Consider the following 18,183-nt stretch of genomic DNA (forward strand, 5'->3'; position numbering starts at 1 on the left):
CGCAAACGGTCAAGACGCTGGCGCCGGGCGCGGGTTTTGTTTGGCCGCCGCTGCGCTATGTGTGGAGGGGTGGCGGGCGGCGAAGAAGCGGGATCGATATGGCAGTCATGATGCTGGCGAAGGCCGCCGCCCTGGCGCTCGGCGCAGCCGGAGCGGCTGGCGAGACGCAAGAGCCGCGCCCCTCCGACGTCATCGTGGTGACAGCCAGCCGGGCGGGCGAATTGCGCTCGGCCAGCCCCGCGCCCGTGGCGGTGATGGAGGCGGGCGAGATCGAGCGGCTGGGCGCCCAGCATGTCAGCGAAGCGCTCAACCGCTTGCCCGGCGTGATGATTCACCGCGGCAATGGCGCCGAGCATCTCACCGCCATCCGCTCGCCTGTGCTCACCGGCGGCGCCGGGGCGGGCAGCTTTCTCTATCTGGAAGACGGTGTGCCGCTGCGCGCGGCGGGCTTTGCCAATGTGAACGGATTGTTCGAGGCGGCCGATGATCTGGCCGGGCGGATCGAGGTGATCCGGGGCCCCGGTCCTGCTCAGTACGGCTCCAACGCCCTTCACGGCCTTGTGAACGTCATCGGCGCCGATCCGCGCCGGGATGCGCGCCTGGCCGAGGTTGAAGTCGGCCAGTATGGCCGGGCGCGCCTGCGCGTGCAGGCGGGCGGTCCCAATGAAATCGGCGCGGGCGTGGTCGGATTGTCCGTGCGCACCGAACAGGGCTGGCGCGACAATGCGGGCCTGGCGCGCGCCGCGCTTCAAGGCCGGCTGGATGGCGATGCGGGGATGAGCGCCTGGTCGCTGCGCGCGGCGCTGATCCATCTCGATCAGGACACGGCGACCTTCGTGCAGGGCGAGGGGTCATTCCGTGACCGCTCGCTCGCCCGGCGCAATCCCAACCCGGAAGCCTTCCGCCGCGCCACCGCCGCGCGCGCAGCGCTCCATGGCGAGCATGAGTTTGGCGGCGGGGTAATGGGGCAGGGCGTGATCTATGCGCGCGCCAATACGATGGAGTTTCTGCTGCACTTCCTGCCTTCGCGGGCGCTGGAGCGCACCGGGCATCACAGTCTCGGCGCCCAGACGCAGATCATCGCGGACACAGGGGCCACCCGGTTCTCCGCCGGGATCGACGCCGAGCTGTCACGCGGCTTTCTCTATGAATTCCAGTCGCGCCCCACGGTCGGGCCGTTCGTGCAGGGCCTGCACTATGATTACGTCGTGGACGCGGCGGTGCTGGCCGGCTTTGTCCATGCCCGCCACGCGCTGACCGAAGACTTGCGAATGGAGGCGGGCGCGCGGGTGGAGACCACCCGGTACGATTACGCCAACGACGCGCCCGACGGCGTGACCGGGCGCTATTTCCGCCCTTCAGATCGCAGCGACAGCTACACCACGTTTGCGCCCAGCGCCGGGCTGGTCTGGGAGGCGGCTGAAGGCTGGCAGGTGTTCGCCCGCGCCGCCCGGGGCGTGCGCGCGCCTCAAACCGACGAGCTCTACCGCCTGCAGCCGGGTCAGGAGATCGATGGAATCGAGCCTGAAGTCCTCGACAGCCTGGAGGCGGGCCTGCGCCGCACCTGGGCGCGCGGGCGGGTGGAGCTCACCGGCTTTGCCATGGAGAAGCGCAATGTGTTCTTTCGCGACGCCGACGGCTTCAACGTCACTGACGGCGCCACCCGCCACCAGGGCGTGGAGCTGGACGCCAGCTTCGACCTGACCGATCAACTCACCCTGTCGGGCGCGCTGACCTGGGCGCGCCACACCTATGCCTTCGACCGGCCGCTGACCAATCTGTCTGAAGTGATCGCCGACGGCGCGCGCGTGGATTCTGCGCCGGACTGGCTGGGCAATCTGCGCCTGCTCTGGGCGCCGTCCGCCGCCTTCGAGGCCGAGGCTGAATGGGTGCATGTGGGCGGCTATTTCGCCGACGCCGGCAATACCGCGCGCTATGGCGGCCACGACCTCCTCCACCTGCGCGCACGCTGGCAGGTGCGCGATGGCGTCGAACTCTTCACCGCCCTGCGCAACGCCCTCGATACCCGCTACGCCGAACGCGCCGACTTCGCCTTCGGCGACTTCCGCTACTTCCCCGGCGAACCGAGACAGGTGAGCGTGGGGGTGAGGGTGCGGGGGTAGGGGGGCGCAGCGTCAGTCGACAGGCGGGCAGCATTGGCATATATTGCCAGTCGAATTGAGGAGGCAATGATGGCGACGCGTAACGTGGTTCTGACCAAGACGCAGTCCGAGCTGGTAGACCAGCTGGTAGCCTCTGGCCGTTATCAAAACGCGTCAGAGGCGCTGCGCGCGGGATTGCGCCTGCTGGAGCGCGAGGAAGCGGAGTTCAGCGCTCTGCGTGCCCGGCTCTCTGCCTCTCTGGACCAAGCGCGCAAAGGCGAACTGGCCGAGGGCAGTGGTGCAGACGCCATACGCCAGGCGTTCGCGCAGGCCCGCGCCATTGCGCGCGCCTGATGTCTCTCACATTGCGGCTGACGCGGGCCGCGCAGACATCGCTGATTAATATCGCGCTATGGACCATCCAGACGTTCGGCCTGAAGCAAGCCGATGCCTATCAAGCCGATCTGCTGGAAGCCTGCCAGGCGATCGCCGAAGGGGAGGCGCAGGCGCGCGACTGCCGTAGTTTGATTGATCCCGACTTGCCCGAAGATCTGAAATTCTCCCGCTGCGGCGAGCACTACATCGTTTTCGTTTCAAGTCCTGAGCAGGTCATCATCCTGGATTTCATTCACGTACGAACAGATTTGCCCGCACGGTTGGCCAGTTTGGCCAAATCCATACCCACTTGACCTTGCGATTTCCTCCATATGGCCCTATTCTGAAGGCCATATGGAGGCCTAATCATGGATGGCGCTGTCAGAGAGCGGGTCCCGGCTGAGGTTCAAGCGATTGCGCTCAAGGCCTTTGGCCGGATTGCCGACGCCTGGTCGCTGACCGGGCGGGAGGCGTCCGGGCTCGCGGACATGTCTGAGTCCACGTGGAAGCGCGCCCGCAAGCCCGGCTATGCTGGCGAGCTGACGCGTGATCAGATGCTGCGGCTGAGCGCCCTGACCGGGCTGTACAAATCGCTGGAGCTCTATTTTGACCCGCCGCTGTCGCGGGAATGGGTGAAGCTGCCCAATCTCGGACCGGAGTTTGACGGCCAGCGCCCAGTGGACGCGATGATCCGGGGCGGCTTGCCGAAAATCCTGCGCGTGCGCGGTTATGTGGACGCTTTGCGGGGCGGCGTTTGAAGATCACGCTGGTTAATGATCGGGGCTTGATCCGGCTGATTCCGGAAACCCGCCACAAGCCGCCCGTGCTGCGCGGTCTGGTCGATAGCGACGAAGAAGCCGAAATTCTCGCCAGCCTTGAAGGCGAGACCAGCGCGCGCCTTGTCGCCGAGCGCGAAGGCGGCCCGGCGCTGGACCGGCGCGAGTTGGCGTTTGCGCGCCGCGCCCATGATCTCAGGGTCTATGGCCAGAGCCATATCAATGCGGCGTTCGCCTATACCCGCGCCTCCGGCAATCGTTTCAACGCGGGTGATCGCGGCGCCTGGTATTGCAGCTATTCCATCCTGACCTCGGCGGCCGAGGTCGGCTATCACCGCACGCGCGAGCTTGGCTATATCGGCGTTTTCGAGAGCGAAGCGCGATATGTGGAGCTGCTGGCCGACTTCATCGGGGATTTCCCCGATCTTGACGGCGAGCCCGGCCATCCGGCGCTGCACCCGGACCCGGAGACCGGCTATCGCGCGGGCCAGACGCTGGCCGGTGCGCTGCGGCGGGAAGGCCATCGCGGCCTGCTATATCCCTCAGTGCGCCATCCGGGCGGCCGCTGCTTCGTCGCATTCGATCCCGGCATCATCCAGAATGTCCGCCCCGGCGCCAGCTGGACGCTGGTCTGGACCGGCGCGCCGGAGTTTACGCTGAAAGCGGTCTGACCCGCCCCTCACACATCCACCGCCTCCACAAACGGCGCGTGATCCTGGATGTACTGGAAGCGCAGTTCGGGTTTCTTGCCCATCAGGGTCTCCACCAGCGCGTCGGCGCTTTCGCGCATGTCGGGCGTGACGATGACGCGGGCCAGAGAGCGCGTCTGCGGGTTCATGGTGGTGGATTTGAGCTGGGGCGGGGTCATTTCGCCCAGGCCCTTGAAGCGGCCGACTTCCACCTTGCCGGACTTGAATTCGGTGGCGATCAGCTTGTCTTTTTCCGCGTCGTCGGCGGCGTAGAGCGTGCGCCCGCCCTGCGTCATGCGGTAGAGCGGCGGCTGGGCCATGAAAAGCCGGCCCGATTCGATGAGGCCGGGCAGGAATTTGTAGAAGAACGTCGCCAGCAGGGCCGCGATATGGGCGCCGTCCACGTCGGCGTCGCACATGATGATGACGCGCTCATAACGCAGATCGTCCAGATCGAATTTCTTGCCGGGCTGCACGCCCAGCGCCAGCAGGAGATCGCCTATCTCCTGATTGGCGGCGATCTTGTCAGGCGTGGCCGAGGCGACGTTCAGTATCTTGCCGCGCAGGGGCAATATGGCTTGCGTCTTGCGGTCGCGCGCCTGCTTGGCCGAGCCGCCGGCCGAATCGCCCTCGACCAGGAAAATCTCCGCGCCGTCGGCATGGTTCTGGGAACAGTCGGCTAGCTTGCCGGGCAGGCGCAGCTTGCGCGTGGCGGACTGGCGCTTGACCTCCTTGTCGCGCTTGCGCTTGAGGCGGTCCTCGGCCCGCTCGATCGCCCAGTCCACCAGACGCGCGGCGTCCTTGGGGCGGGCGGCGAGCCAGTGGTCAAACTGGTCGCGGATGGCCGCGTCCACCAGGCGCTGGACCTCGGCAGTCGACAGGCGGTCCTTGGTCTGGCCCTGAAACTCGGGATCGCGCACGAAGACCGACACCAGCGCCCCGGCGCCGCCCATGACGTCGTCGGCGGTGATCTGGGCGGCCTTCTTCTGGCCGGCCAGCTCGCCATAGCCGCGGATGGAGCGCGACAGCGCCGCGCGCAGGCCCTGTTCATGGGTGCCGCCCATGGGGGTGGGCACGGTATTGCAAAAGCTCTGACAGAAGGCGTCGGCTTCGGCGAAGCCGTTCTCGGCAAACGCCACCGCCCATTCCACCGCGCCCATACGCCCGTCGCGTTCCACGCGGCCGGCGAAAATGTCGAGCACCAGACCGGACTCGCCGCACAGCTCGGTCAGGCGATCAGCCAGACCGCCCGGGAAGGCCAGGGTGATCTCGGACGGAATGTCCGTGCCTTCGACCAGATGCGCCGGGCAGCGCCAGCGGATCTGGATGCCCCGGCGCAGGAAGGCCTTGGCGCGCGCCATGGCGAACAGGCGCGGCGCCTTGAACGCGGCGCGGGGGCCGAAGATTTCACTGTCAGGTTTGAATCGCACCGATGTGCCGCGCCGGTTGGACACCGCGCCGGCGTTTTCCAGCGGACCTTGCGGGGCGCCGCGCTCAAACACCTGGCGCCACAGTGTGCGGTCGCGGGCGACTTCCACCTCCAGCCGCTCGGACAGGGCGTTGACCACGCTGATGCCGACGCCGTGCAGGCCGCCCGAAGTCTCATAGGCCTTGTTGGAGAATTTGCCGCCCGAATGGAGCGTGCACATCACCACTTCCAGCGCGGACTTGCCGGGGAATTTGGGGTGCGGGTCCACCGGAATGCCCCGGCCGTTATCCACGACCGTGACGAAGCCCTCGTCATCCAGGCTCACCTCAATGCGGTCGGCATGGCCGGCGACCGCCTCGTCCATGGCATTGTCGAGCACTTCGGCGAACAGGTGATGGAGCGCGCGCTCGTCCGTGCCGCCGATATACATGCCCGGGCGCTTGCGCACCGGTTCGAGCCCTTCAAGCACCTCGATGGAGGAGGCGTCATAATCGCCGCCGCTCGCGGCCGGAGCGGACGCCGCCGCCTTGGCCGCCGCCGCGCGCGCAGCCGGTTTCACCGGCGCGGCCGGGGCCTCCGGCTGCGGCTTGGGGCGCGGGTTCGGGGTCCCGGCGTTGAACAGATCGTTTTGCGAATCGTGAGCCATGTCACCGGCCAGAATGGACGGGCGCGCGCGAGATTGAAAAGGCTTCTGACAGGCGTTGTCAGCGCTTCAGAAGAAGCGCGAGCGCCGCTGCAGCCGCCGGCAGCCGGAGATCTGCTGGTCATACTGGCGGGCGTCGCGCTCCACCTCGCGCGCGGCGCGTTGAAGCCAGTCCTTGCCGCGAAAGGTTGCCCGGTTATAGCCGGTATGGCCCTCGTGGTAGGCAAGGTAGAGATTGTATGGGTCGTCCAGCGCGATGCGCGACAGCTGGTGGCTCTTTTGCGAGTACCAGCCCACGAAATCCACCGCGTCGGCGAAATCGGTGCGCCGGGCGCGCCGGTTGCCGGAATCGCGCTGATACCATTCCCATGTCGTGTCGAGCGCCTGGGCGTAGCCATAGGCGCTGGACGGGCGGGCTCTCGGGATGATGCCGAGCAGGCGCTGACGGGCCGGGCGGGCGCGGGCGTTGAAACTGGATTCGCGCTTCAGGATGGCCAGCTGGACGCCCGGCGTGATGCCCCAGCGGCGCTCTGTGCGCTGCAGGGCGCGCCACCAGGACCGGTTGTCTTCCAGCAGAAGGCAGGCGTCATGCGCCGGCTCCGGGCCGCGAGAGGCGCATCCGGTCAACGCCAGCACAGCCGCCAGCAGCACGATATGGGTCCAGCGTATCATGCGCTGGAGATTGCATCGGCAGGGTTAACAAGGACTCAAAACCGCCGGTGCGGTCCCCGGTTCCTGAGTGAGGGACCGGGGACCGTGTCGGGGGAGCGGGCCGGCCTCAAGGGGGGGGCCGCGCCGGCTGTCCGTGCAACGCGCATGGGGGACCGTTGCGTCCGGACCAGATCAGACTAGGCGCTCTCGCGCTTTGGTGCAATATAAATCGCCTAGAAGGCGAGCCGGATCAGGATGCGCGCGGTGTGGCGCACGAAGTCGTCGCGCACATCGGCGTCATAGCCGAACGTGAAGGTGGAGTAGTTCGAGCCAGCCGACAGGCCGAAGCCCAGAAGGACGCCCGAACCGGGGACCGCGCGCGGATTGAGCGTGAAGGGCGAGCCGTCAGGGCCAAAGCGGGCGATTGTCTCGGCCGAGCGGTTCGAGAACTCGCCGCGATAGCCGATCCGCAAGGACGGCAACCACCAGGAGGTGTCGCTGCCGAACCGGCGCGCCGCCGTCAGCGTCGCCGCACCGAGCAGAGTGGAGGATTCGCGATCATCGATATAGAGCGCCAGCGGGGAATTGGTGTCAGCGTTAAGCCCCTGGGACGTCTCGTTAAAGGCGCTTTCGAACAGGGCGAGATAGGTCAGCGTGGCTTCCGGACGGATTATCCAGCGGCCCTGGGTGAAGTCGCGCCCGACCCGTCCGGAGGCGGTGAAGTGCCAGCCGCTCCAGTCAGCCAGGGTGAGAGCGTTGAATTCCTGGATCCGGATGGTGCGCTCGGTCTCGAACCGGTCAAAACCCACACCGGCCGAGCCCGAAACGTCAAACCCGCTCAGGTCCATGCCGAAATAGGCGCTGACCTGGCCGGTAAAGGCCACCATCGGATCATTGAAGCCTTCGTGGCGGCGCATGTCGCTGCTGGCGCCCGACACATTGACGCCGACCGCGTAGAACGGACCCCAAGGGATGTCGATGCCGGCGGCAATGCCGACCCCCTGTCCGCGATAACCGGGATCTGTGACCATCCCGCCTGCGCGGTCGACGAAATAGGCGAATTCCTGGATCCAGACACCGGCCAGCTCGTCAGGCGCGCGGCGCGCATTCTCCAGGCGGGCGGCCAGGGCGCCGGCGGAGGCGTCATTGGACGCCAGCGCAAACTGGATGGCGCTGCCGGCGTAATCGGGCAGAAGCTGGTCATAGGCGCCGAAGAACTCGCCCTGCGTGCGAAGCGCCGCGATCGCGACTCCAAGGCCTTCTACAGCGTCGAACGCCGCCAGCGCCTCGCTGTAGGCAGCGGCGCGGTTGCCGTTGAAGCCAAGCTCTTCGGCGGTCCGGCGCTCCAGGCTCAGGATCAGGGAGTTGGGATCATTCTCGTCGCGCCGGATGGACGCGTTGTACAGATAGGGCGCCTCGGTAACAGCCAGCAGGTCCGCCTCATCGCTGATCGACAGGGTCTGCGCTGTGATCAGCTGGAATTCACGTCCCGCGCCGACCAGTTGCTCGAGGCTGATGGACAGGTCTGACCCTTCCAGGAAAGACACTTCACCGCTGGCGTTGATGAAGGCGTCCGTGCGCCCGTCCGAATCGATGCGCAGATTGAGGACCGCGCCGGAATTGAACACGGCGTTGGTCAGCTCGACCGCATTATCGCCGGTCAGGGTAATTCGCCCGTCGGTCACTTCGACATTCAGCTCGCCACCGCTATTGGCGATGGCGCCGATCATTTCCGCGCCATTGATCACCAGCCTGTCATTGCCGCCGCCAAATTCGACGTCCCCGCGCAATTCGCCGTGGAGAAGCTCGATCGTGTCGTCGCCATCACCCAGCAGGACATCGCCATTAATGACGGTGAGCTGGTTCTCGAACGGATTGCCTTCGTCGTCGAGCGCTTCGGTCTGGCGAATGAGCAGGCCCGAATGATGATTGCGGGCGTCAATGGCAACAAGGTCGACCGGATCGGCGTCTTCGGCGAGATTCGTCGCGATTGCGGAAATCACGCCGGAATTCTCGATCATCTCCAGAGATTGGGTGTTGACGGTAATGGCCGTCGCCGCCAGCCCGCCGCGCTCAACCTGCGCGAACAGCGTGCCGCGCTCGTTCAGGATTCGGCGGATTTCGGATCCCTCGTCCAGGACCAGCGCGAATGCGCGGCCCTGACCATGGTTGTCATCGGCGAAACCATCGTCCTCAAAGCCGAGATTGGTTGTCGCGCGAAGTTCGCCGCGGTTATGGAATGTATCCATCTGCGCGCCGTTCTGAATATGGACGCCGGTCGCATCCCCATCAAACGCCTGAGCGTCGATCGCCCCGGTGCTCAGGAACCCGTCCGCTGTCAGGATGACCGCGCGAATCTCGCCGTTCACGTCTCGCCCGCCGATGAGGAAGGCGGTGGCGTTATTGCCGTCAAACACACCGCGCGCCGCAATGGCGCCCCGGTTGACCACCGCATAGCCAAGCGATTCAGGTTCGGCCTCCTCGTCCTCGTCCGGCTCGGCCACGCCGAAATTGGGAGGAAGAATGACCTCTCCGATTATCTGATCAGACTCAGCTGATTCGCCCGGGCGGATTTCGACGCCCGCCCCCGTGCCGCTGGAGCTCACGACAGAACCGGTTTCGCCGATGAAAACGCCGCCTTCGATTGAACCGGCGATCAGCACAGCCGCGCCGGAATCAAGATCGTCATCGCCCTCTTCAAGGAGCTCAAAGAAGTCCTGGGCAACCCGGCCCTGGATCCGGAATCCGCTGACTTCGATCAGGCCAAGCATCCGGAAGGAGCCGCCCACATCGCCTTGCAAAACCACGCCATTGCCTTCGGGCGACTGAACGCGGGCCCCGAAGACTTCAAGGTCGCCGCTTACATCGCCTTCCAGCGATACCGCCACCGATCGCTCGCCGCGGATGGTGATCTGTCCCTGCAGCAGCACATCGCCAACCACATCGGTCACGGTCCGCACGCCGAAACTGTCCTGGCCGATCACTTCTATTCGGCTCGACGGCAGGGCTGTGATGGAACCGGTGAACGCGTCCTGGCCGGCCAAGGGGTCGAAGTTTTCGTCGACGGCGCCTATCAGGATGCCGGTCTTGTCGCGGTCCTCGGCGAACGGACCGTCCGGAATGCCGTCTTCATCCTCATCTTCCGCTTCGTAGCTGTCGCCGAGCGTAATCGCCCCGCCATGGCTGATGCCGCCAGTCACGCCCGGATCAGCCTGAATGCCGATGGCGCCGTCCTCATCGGTGACCTCGATGTTCGCGCCGACATTGGTGGTGACGGAGTTGTCGGAGTTGAGCCGCACCGCCGGACCGGGCTGCCCGGTCAGCACCACACGACCGGTCTGCGCAATCACGATATTGCCTGCGGTGGCGGTATCGATCGGCGTCGTGCGCTCGTCCTCGATACGGGTTTCCTGGGCGAGGGCCGGCGTGGCGGCGATCGCGAGGATCGAAACGGCGGCGAAAAGGCTGCGGCGCATGCGGCTGGTCTCCGGACTGGTCGCCTGCATTCGTGCAGACACAGAGCGTCAGATCAAGTGTCTAGACCATGATCGCCCCGGCGTCGACACCGTAACCGGAGCGGGCCGCCGGCCCGCCCGGACCGTCACTCACGCAAAAGGCCGGCCCGGATGATCCGGACCGGCCTTCGGGTCGATGTGCTGGCGCGCGAGGGCGCGCCAGGCTTTCGCGTCAGACTTTGTAGTAGAGCTCGAACTCGACCGGGTGGGGGTGATGCTCGATGCGCGTTACCTCTTCCATCTTCAGCTCGATATAGGCGTCGATCTGGTCGTCATCGAACACCCCGCCCTTTTTCAGGAAGTCACGGTCGGCGTCGAGCGATTCCATGGCCTCGCGCAGGGAGCGGCAGACAGTGGGGATGTCCTTGAGCTCCTCGGGCGGCAGGTCGTAGAGGTCCTTGTCCATCGCCTCGCCGGGATGGATCTGGTTCTCGATGCCGTCGAGGCCGGCCATCAGCAGGGCGGCGAAGGTGAGGTAGGGGTTGCCCGACGGGTCGGGGAAGCGCGTCTCGATACGCTTGGCCTTGGGTGAGGACACGTGGGGGATGCGGATCGAGGCCGAGCGGTTGCGCGCCGAGTAGGCGAGCAGAACCGGCGCTTCGAAGCCTGGCACCAGACGCTTGTAGGAATTGGTCGAGGCGTTGGCGAAGGCGTTGATCGCGCGGGCGTGCTTGATGATGCCGCCGATATAATACAGGCACATGTCCGACAGGTCGGCGTATTTGTCGCCGGCGAACAGAGGCTGGCCGCCCTTCCAGATCGACTGGTGAACGTGCATGCCCGACCCGTTATCGGCATACATGGGCTTGGGCATGAAGGTCGCCGTCTTGCCATAGGCGGCGGCGACATTGTGGATGACGTATTTATACAGCTGCATCCGGTCGGCCATCGTGGTCAGCGTGGCGAATTTCATGCCCAGCTCGTGCTGCGACGGCGCCACCTCGTGGTGATGCTTTTCTGGCTGCATGCCCAGATCGGACATGACGGTGAGCATTTCCGAGCGCATGTCCTGGAGCGAATCGATGGGCGGGACGGGGAAATAGCCGCCCTTCGGCCCCGGACGGTGACCCAGATTGCCGCCGTCATATTTCTTGGACGAGTTGTACGGGCCTTCCTCGGAATCGAGGATGTAGCCGGTATCGTTCTGTTTCACGCTCCAGCGCACATCGTCAAAGACGAAGAATTCCGCTTCCGGACCGAAGAAGGCGGTGTCGCCAATGCCCGACGCGGCGAGAAACTTCTCAGCCTTTTTCGCCGTGGTGCGCGGATCGCGGTTATACGCCTCGCCCGTGGACGGATCGAGCACGTCGCAGATAATGTTGAGCGTCGTCTGCTGGAAGAACGGGTCGATATGGGCCGTCTCCACGTCCGGCTTCAGATTCATGTCGGACTCGTTGATGGCCTTCCAGCCATTGATCGAGGAGCCGTCGAACATCTGTCCGTCTTCGAAGAAGTCCTCGTCGACCATGTCCTTGTGGAAGGTGACGTGGTGCAGCTTGCCGCGCGGATCGGAGAAGCGCAGGTCGACATACTCGACATCCTGCTCTTCCATCAGTTTCATGATCTTGTCAGACATAGAGTTCTGGCTCCGGTACAAGGGGGTTAGAAAGGGTGGGGCGGGCGCTAAAGCGCGTCATCGCCGGTTTCGCCGGTGCGGATGCGGATCGCCGCTTCCACCGGCATGACAAAGATCTTGCCGTCGCCAATGCGCCCGGTCTGGGCGGCGTTGACAATGGCCTCGATGGCGGCGTCCACCCTTGCGTCGGGCAGCACCAGCTCAATCTTGATCTTGGGAAGGAAGTCGACGACGTACTCGGCGCCGCGATAGAGTTCGGTATGGCCCTTCTGGCGTCCGAAGCCCTTGGCCTCGGTCACGGTCAGGCCCTGCAGGCCGATCTCCTGGAGGGCTTCCTTCACGTCATCGAGTTTGAACGGTTTGATGATCGCTTCGATTTTCTTCATGTCGGCCTCCGCATCGTGGGGCACGCTAGCGGGACGGGGCGCGCACACAACGACTGCCGGCGCGGCGCGGCGCCAATGCCGAAACGGCGCCCGCTCATGAGGCGCCCGTGCACGCCGGTGAAGCGCAGGAGACGCTGATGAACCTCGACCACGCCCTGCTGACGCCCGAGGCCATGGCGCGCGCCGATCAGTTCTCGATGGCGCAAGGCGTGGCCGGCGCGGCGCTTATGGAGGCTGCCGGACGGGCGATTTCAGACGCGATCATGGCGCGCTGGGCGCCCCGGCCCACAGTGGTGCTGTGCGGCCCGGGCAATAATGGCGGCGATGGATGGGTGGCGGCGCGCCATTTGGTGCAACACGGCTGGCCGGTGCGGGTGTTCTCCGCCTGCGCGGTCGGGGCGTTGAAAGGCGAAGCGGCGGGCGCGGCGAAGGGCTGGACCGGACCGGTGGAGGCGCTGGACGCCTGCGATCCCGCGCAATTCGAACTGGTCATCGATGCGCTGTTTGGCGCCGGCCTGTCCCGTCCGCTGGATGGCCAGGCGGCGCGGCTGGCCAACAGCTGCGCGAGCGGCCCGGTCGTGGTGAGCGCGGACGTGCCCAGCGGGCTCGACGGATTGACGGCGCGAGCGGACGGGCCGGTGTTTCAGGCGGACCTGACCGTCACGTTTCACCGGCTGAAACCCGCCCATGTGCTGCAGCCGGGCCGCGCCCAGTGTGGAGAGATCGTCTGCGCCGATATCGGCATCGCGGCGGGCTGGGAGCAAGAGGCCGTGCCTTGCGGCGAGCTGAACCATCCCGGCCTCTGGCCCGTCGCGGGGCTGGAGCTCGAGGCGGGCGCACACAAGCATGCCCGTGGCCGCCTGCTGGTGCTGTCGGGACCTGCCGGCGCCAGCGGCGCCGCAAGGCTGTCGGCGAAAGCCGGGCTGATCGGCGGCGCAGGCTTTGCAACGCTGGCCTGCCCGCCCGGCGCTGTTGCGGAGGCGGCGGTGGATCCGCTGCTGGTCATGCGCGCTCTGGGGGAGGGGGATTTTGGCGCGGCGCTGTCTTCAGCCCGCGCCAGCGCCGCCGTGCTGGGGCCGGGCGCGGGGCTGAATGATCAGCTCAAGGCGCGCGTCGCGGCGGCGTGCTCGGCGCGCATTCCGCTGGTGCTGGACGCCGATGCGCTGAGCGTCTTCGCCGACGCGCCGGAAATGCTTTTCAGCCAGCTGCATCCGCGCTGCGTGCTCACACCCCATGCCGGCGAGTTCGAGCGCCTGTTTCCCGGGCTCGCGTCCGGCGCGATCAACAAGATCGAGGCTGCGCGTGAGGCGGCGCGGATGGCTCATGCGGTGATCGTCTTCAAGGGACCCGACACCGTCATTGCCGCGCCCGGCGGGGCGGTGCGGGTCAATGTCCACGCCAGTGCGCGCCTCGCCACGGCGGGGACGGGCGATGTGCTGGCCGGGCTGATCGGCGCGCTGCTGGCGCAGGGCCAGGCGCCGTTCGATGCGGCGTGCGCCGCCGTCTGGCTGCACGGCGATGCAGGGCGCCGGCTGGGACCGGGCGCGAGCGCGGGCGATCTGCTGGCGCGCCTGCCCGATGCGCTCGGCGCTGAACGTGACCGGCGGCTGCGGGCATGGGCCCTGCAGCGCCTCGCCTCCACCCGGTAGCCGCGCGCGCAGGGCCAGCGTATAGCTGCGCCGCCACCTGAATTTTCCCTCGCTGACCGGAATGCGCCATGTCTGAAATCGAACGCCTGTCCCAGACTGATGAAGATGCGCTGGCGTTTCACCGCGCCGAACCGGCGGGCAAGATCGCGCTTCAGCCCACCAAGCCCATGGCGACGCAACGTGATCTGGCTCTGGCCTATTCGCCCGGCGTGGCCGCGCCGGTGCGCGCCATCGCCGCTGATCCCGACGCGGTCTACGACTACACGTCCAAGGGCAATATGGTTGCCGTAGTGTCCAATGGCACGGCGATCCTGGGCCTCGGCGATCTTGGCCCGGCGGCGTCCAAGCCGGTGATGGAAGGCAAGGCGGTCTTGTTCAAGCGCTTTGCTGATATCGACGCCTTCGATCTGGAGATTGCATACACCGATCCTGACCGGTTCGTGGACTGTGTGGCCGGCTTCGGCGACACGTTTGGCGGCATCAATCTGGAAGACATCAAGAGTCCCGAATGCTTCGAGATCGAGGCGCGCCTGCGCGAGATGCTCGACATCCCGGTCTTCCACGACGACCAGCACGGTACCGCGATTATTGCGGCGGCGGGTCTGATGAATGCCTGCCGCCTGACGGGGCGCACGCTGGAGGAGGTCCGCCTTGTACTGATCGGCGCCGGCGCGGCGGGCCTGTCGGTGCTGGAATTGCTCAAATCGCTGGGCGTGCGCGACGAGAACGTCACGATCATTGACCTCAAGGGCGTGGTGCATTCCGACCGTAATGACCTGCACGAGCGGCTGCGCCGCCATGCGCGCCGCACACCGCTGCGCACGCTGGAAGAGGCGATGGTGGACGCCCATGTGATGCTGGGCCTGTCGGCGGGCGGGATCGTGACCCCGGCCATGGTCAAATCCATGGCGCCCGATCCGGTGGTTTTCGCTATGGCCAATCCCACCCCGGAAATCATGCCCGACCAGGTGCGCGCGGTGCGTCCCGATGCGATCGTGGCTACAGGCCGGTCCGATTTCCCCAATCAGGTCAATAACGTCCTGGGATTTCCTTACATCTTCCGCGGCGCGCTGGACGTGCGCGCCAGGACGATCAATGAAGAGATGAAGCTCGCCGCCGCCCATGCGCTGGCCGATCTGGCGCGCCAGGATGTGCCTGATGAGGTCGCAGCGGCCAACAAGTCCGGCGCGCTGAAATTCGGGCGCGACTACATCATCCCGTCGCCGTTCGATCCGCGCCTTTTGAGCTTCGTGCCGCCCTATGTGGCGCGCGCGGCGGTGGAGTCCGGCGTGGCGCGCATCGCGCTCAAAGACCCGCTGGACTATGGCCGCCGCCTGGCCCGGCGCCTGGATCCCACCGCCGCCCTGCAGCAGCGCGTCACCGCGGCGATCAAGGGCACGGACAAGCGCATCGTCTTCGCCGAGGGCGAAGAGCCGAGCGTCATCCGCGCCGCCCACGCCTTCCAGTCCCAGGGGCTGGGGCGGGCGGTTCTGGTGGCGCGCGACGATATCGCCCGCCGCAATATGCGTGAGCTGGGTCTGCCCGAAGACGATCTGGAGATCCGCAATGCGCGGCTGTCAGACCGCAACACCGACTATGCTGACTGGCTGTACGAGCGCCTGCAGCGGCGCGGCTATCTGCGCCGGGACGTGCAACGCCTTGTCAATAATGACCGCAACGTGTTTTCCGCCTGCATGCTCAAGTTTGGCGATGCGGACGGCATGGTGACCGGCGTGACGCGCCACTACACCAACACGATGTCGGACATTCGCCTGGTGCTCGATCCGGCGCCGGGCGGGCGGATCATCGGCCTGTCCATCGCGCTGGCCAAAGGCCGCACGCTGGTCATCGCCGACACCAATGTGACCGAGTTTCCCGACGCCGGGGATCTGGCCGAAATCGCGGAAGGCGCAGCCCATGCGGCGGGGCGTCTCGGCCTGTCGCCGCGGGTGGCTTTCCTGTCGTATTCCACCTTCGGCAACCCGCCCGGCGAACGCACGGCCAAGGTCCAGCGCGCGGTGGAGATGCTGGAAGAACGCGGCGTCGCATTCGAGTATGAGGGAGAGCTGGCCGCCGATATCGCCCTCGATCCCGACCATCACGAGGTCTATCCGTTCTCGCGCCTGTCAGACGCCGCGAATGTGCTGATCATGCCGGCGGTGCACTCGGCCTCCATCGCCACGCGCCTGCTCAAGGCGGCGGGCGGGGCCACGGTGATCGAAGGCTTGCTGATCGGGCTGGAGAAATCGGTCCAGATCGCGCGGGTGGGTTCGCCCGTATCCGACATCGTCAATCTGGCCGGCATGGCGAGCTTTGATCTGACACGGCGCGACTGACGCCAGCGCGCCATTGATGGCGCAACCCCAAACGCAAAACGCCCCCGGCCGATACAGCCGGAGGCGTCTGAAGCAATCCGACGTGGGACGTCAGTTGCGTGGCGGGTAAATGCCTTCCGTGGCGATGCAATAGCGCAGAGCCAGGGTCGGGGCGTGAACGTCCACCGGCGTGGCGCCGCCCGCCGGTGACACCATGTCGTGATCCATCGTCACGTCCACGCCATTCTGGCGGTAGCGCGGCTGATTGAAGGTCGCCGGGGTGGCGTTCTCCGGACTGACCGTGTCGGCGATCTGGGACGTGCCATGCACAGCGTGGGTGTGGGCCGCCAGATTGGGCTGGAAGAGCGTAACCGAGGGCGTACCGAATTTTTCGCCGATGACGATCGGGCTCAACCCCGGTCCCTGTCCTACGCCGACCGGGATACGGCCCCGAAGGTCGGGGACGGCGAACGTAGTCCGACCGTCGCCGCCATAGGTCGTGCCGATGAGCGAGTACAGAGCGTCATACTCGGCGACCGCCAGAAGCTGGCCGTTGGCTTCAGCCCAACCGATCGGGCAAAAGTTGTAACCGACCAGGATCACGTCCCCCATGTATTGTTCGATCTGGGCGGAGGCGGCGGCCGGCATCATCGCGGTTGCTGCTGCCGCGCCGGCAGCAAGCATTGTCATGCGTTTCATGGCTTGGTTTCCTTGTTTCACGGCCGGGAGGGGAAAACGCCGGAGGTGGCGACACACCAGGTCAGGGCGAGATAGGGCTGGTGCACCGAAAACGGCGTGTTGCCGCCAGCGGGTTGAACGACAGCCGGGTTCATCTCCACATCGGATGTGCCCGCCGCCGCGTAGGCGACCGAAGCGGGCGGGTAGGTGGCGAATCCGCCGCCGGCCGGCGAGGGGCTGTCCGGCCCTTGGGATGAGGCGTGGAAGCTGTGCGAATGGGCCGGCATCTGGTCGGTCGTCAGCGTCACGCTTTCAGCACCGACGACCGCCCCTTGCTGCAGCGGGGGCAGGCCTGGTCCCATGCCCTGGCCGGCGGCGTGACGGCCGTTCAGGTTGGGCAGCGCGAAATTCGTCCGCCCATCCCCGCCATAGGTCACGCCGTACAGCGAGAAGAGTGCTGAGTTGGACGAGATCGCCATCAACTGCCCGCTCGCCGGCGCCCAATACCGGGGGCAGAAGTCGAAGGCGAAGCTGGTGATCTGGCCGATATAAGGGTCAGCCTGGCTGTATGCGGGCGTGGCTGCGCCAAGCGCCGTCAACGATGCGCCAGCCAAGGCGAACAAGGCCGATTTAACATGTTTCATGTCTGTCTCTCCTGAAGAGTTCGCGTCAGCTGCGGCTCGGGTACATACCCTGAAGCGCGATGCAGTGCGTGATGCCGAGCGAGGGCTGGATGATCGAGAAAGGCTGGGATCCGCCAGCCGGACCGATCGTGCCCTGGGCCAAAACGACCCCCGGCTCCGGATTGCCGGACGCGTAGGAATTCACACCGGTGCCCGATTGTTCGGCGAGGTCCGCATTCGCCGGCGTGTTGGTGGTGCCCGGACGGTCTGACGCCAGCAGTGCGTGGGTGTGCTGCGGCATTTCGCTGGCCGTCATGGTGTGGGCCTGTGAGCCGCCGGCCTGGCCGAGCGCATAGCCGCCGCCCACGCCCAGGACCGCGCGCCCGCGAAGGTCAGGCAGGTTGAACGTCGTGGTTCCATTGCCGCCGAACCGGGTTCCCAAAAGCGAATACAGCGCCTGGTACTGGTTGATCGCCATGGGTTGGCCATTGGCCGCCGCCCAGCCTCTTGGACAGAACGGCTCGCCCACAATGGACACCTGGCCGATGAAAGGCAGATCGCCTGCCGATGCGGACGCTGGCAGCGCTCCAAGCGCCATCGCGGCGCTCGCAGCTGCAATAATCATTCGTTGAGCATTCATGAAAAACTCCCCTTTGACATTTTGGCCTATAAACCCTGACGCGAGTCGCCGCTTTCGCGAAGGCAAATCTTGGTCCGTGCGCCGGGTTGGCGGTCCGGAGGCGGGGCGTGGTTGATTTTCGCGGCCAGCCGGGGGA

Annotated in this window: 15 protein-coding genes; 7 read left to right on the forward strand and 8 right to left on the reverse strand. The window is 66.1% G+C overall.

Going from position 1 to position 18,183, the window contains the following annotated elements:
* Positions 1-98 precede the first annotated feature (98 nt).
* From L2D01_07310 to L2D01_07330, 5 genes are all read left to right on the forward strand, one after another.
* Entirely contained in the window at positions 99-2,123 is a 2,025-nt protein-coding gene (locus tag L2D01_07310; protein ID WBQ11584.1) for a TonB-dependent receptor, read from the forward strand.
* A gap of 69 nt (positions 2,124-2,192) precedes the next feature.
* On the forward strand, positions 2,193-2,456 hold the full coding sequence (locus tag L2D01_07315) for a type II toxin-antitoxin system ParD family antitoxin (protein ID WBQ11585.1): 264 nt from the start codon (positions 2,193-2,195) through the stop codon (positions 2,454-2,456).
* Entirely contained in the window at positions 2,456-2,791 is a 336-nt protein-coding gene (locus tag L2D01_07320; GenBank protein ID WBQ11586.1) for a type II toxin-antitoxin system RelE/ParE family toxin, read from the forward strand. The genes L2D01_07315 and L2D01_07320 overlap by 1 nt, the downstream gene beginning before the upstream one ends.
* Before the next feature lie 54 nt (positions 2,792-2,845).
* The gene (locus tag L2D01_07325) at positions 2,846-3,235 is read left to right on the forward strand and encodes an MbcA/ParS/Xre antitoxin family protein (protein ID WBQ11587.1); all 390 of its coding nucleotides are present in this window, start codon (positions 2,846-2,848) and stop codon (positions 3,233-3,235) included.
* A gap of 26 nt (positions 3,236-3,261) precedes the next feature.
* Positions 3,262-3,924 carry an RES family NAD+ phosphorylase gene (locus L2D01_07330; GenBank protein WBQ11588.1) on the forward strand — a complete coding sequence of 221 codons (663 nt, stop codon included), beginning with the start codon at positions 3,262-3,264 and terminating at the stop codon, positions 3,922-3,924.
* An 8-nt stretch (positions 3,925-3,932) separates the two neighbouring features.
* Here the strand turns inward: L2D01_07330 and parE are convergent, their stop codons facing one another.
* The 5 genes from parE to L2D01_07355 all read right to left on the reverse strand — a co-directional run bounded on the left by parE (position 3,933) and on the right by L2D01_07355 (position 12,142).
* Positions 3,933-6,017 carry a DNA topoisomerase IV subunit B gene (parE, locus tag L2D01_07335; protein WBQ11589.1) on the reverse strand — a complete coding sequence of 695 codons (2,085 nt, stop codon included), beginning with the start codon at positions 6,015-6,017 and terminating at the stop codon, positions 3,933-3,935.
* 66 nt (positions 6,018-6,083) lie between these two features.
* Positions 6,084-6,686, reverse strand: a complete 603-nt coding sequence (locus L2D01_07340; GenBank protein WBQ11590.1) for a hypothetical protein — start codon at positions 6,684-6,686, stop codon at positions 6,084-6,086.
* Between the two features lie 212 nt (positions 6,687-6,898).
* Positions 6,899-10,141 (reverse strand): autotransporter outer membrane beta-barrel domain-containing protein, encoded by a 3,243-nt coding sequence (locus L2D01_07345; GenBank protein WBQ11591.1) that lies wholly within the window; start codon positions 10,139-10,141, stop codon positions 6,899-6,901.
* A 211-nt stretch (positions 10,142-10,352) separates the two neighbouring features.
* The gene (gene glnA, locus L2D01_07350; GenBank protein WBQ11592.1) at positions 10,353-11,756 is read right to left on the reverse strand and encodes a type I glutamate--ammonia ligase; all 1,404 of its coding nucleotides are present in this window, start codon (positions 11,754-11,756) and stop codon (positions 10,353-10,355) included.
* Positions 11,757-11,803: 47 nt separating this feature from the next.
* A complete protein-coding gene (locus L2D01_07355; protein ID WBQ11593.1) occupies positions 11,804-12,142 on the reverse strand; it encodes a P-II family nitrogen regulator in 339 nt (112 codons plus the stop codon).
* 137 nt (positions 12,143-12,279) lie between these two features.
* Between L2D01_07355 and L2D01_07360 the strand changes: the two genes are divergently transcribed.
* Both L2D01_07360 and L2D01_07365 read left to right on the forward strand, forming a co-directional pair.
* Positions 12,280-13,791, forward strand: a complete 1,512-nt coding sequence (locus L2D01_07360; protein ID WBQ11594.1) for an NAD(P)H-hydrate dehydratase — start codon at positions 12,280-12,282, stop codon at positions 13,789-13,791.
* 68 nt (positions 13,792-13,859) lie between these two features.
* Positions 13,860-16,127, forward strand: a complete 2,268-nt coding sequence (locus tag L2D01_07365) for an NADP-dependent malic enzyme (GenBank protein ID WBQ11595.1) — start codon at positions 13,860-13,862, stop codon at positions 16,125-16,127.
* 90 nt (positions 16,128-16,217) lie between these two features.
* Here L2D01_07365 and L2D01_07370 read toward each other — a convergent pair whose 3' ends face one another.
* Genes L2D01_07370 through L2D01_07380 form a run of 3 tightly spaced genes read right to left on the reverse strand, consistent with a single transcriptional unit; the run spans position 16,218 to position 18,047 of the window.
* Positions 16,218-16,805, reverse strand: a complete 588-nt coding sequence (locus L2D01_07370) for a tail fiber protein (protein ID WBQ11596.1) — start codon at positions 16,803-16,805, stop codon at positions 16,218-16,220.
* 17 nt (positions 16,806-16,822) lie between these two features.
* Positions 16,823-17,428: a tail fiber protein gene (locus tag L2D01_07375; GenBank protein ID WBQ11597.1), complete on the reverse strand. Its 606-nt coding sequence runs from the start codon at positions 17,426-17,428 to the stop codon at positions 16,823-16,825.
* 25 nt (positions 17,429-17,453) lie between these two features.
* On the reverse strand, positions 17,454-18,047 hold the full coding sequence (locus L2D01_07380) for a tail fiber protein (GenBank protein ID WBQ11598.1): 594 nt from the start codon (positions 18,045-18,047) through the stop codon (positions 17,454-17,456).
* Positions 18,048-18,183 lie beyond the last annotated feature (136 nt).

The organism is Hyphomonadaceae bacterium ML37, assembly GCA_027627685.1.
Lineage (GTDB): Bacteria > Pseudomonadota > Alphaproteobacteria > Caulobacterales > Maricaulaceae > Oceanicaulis.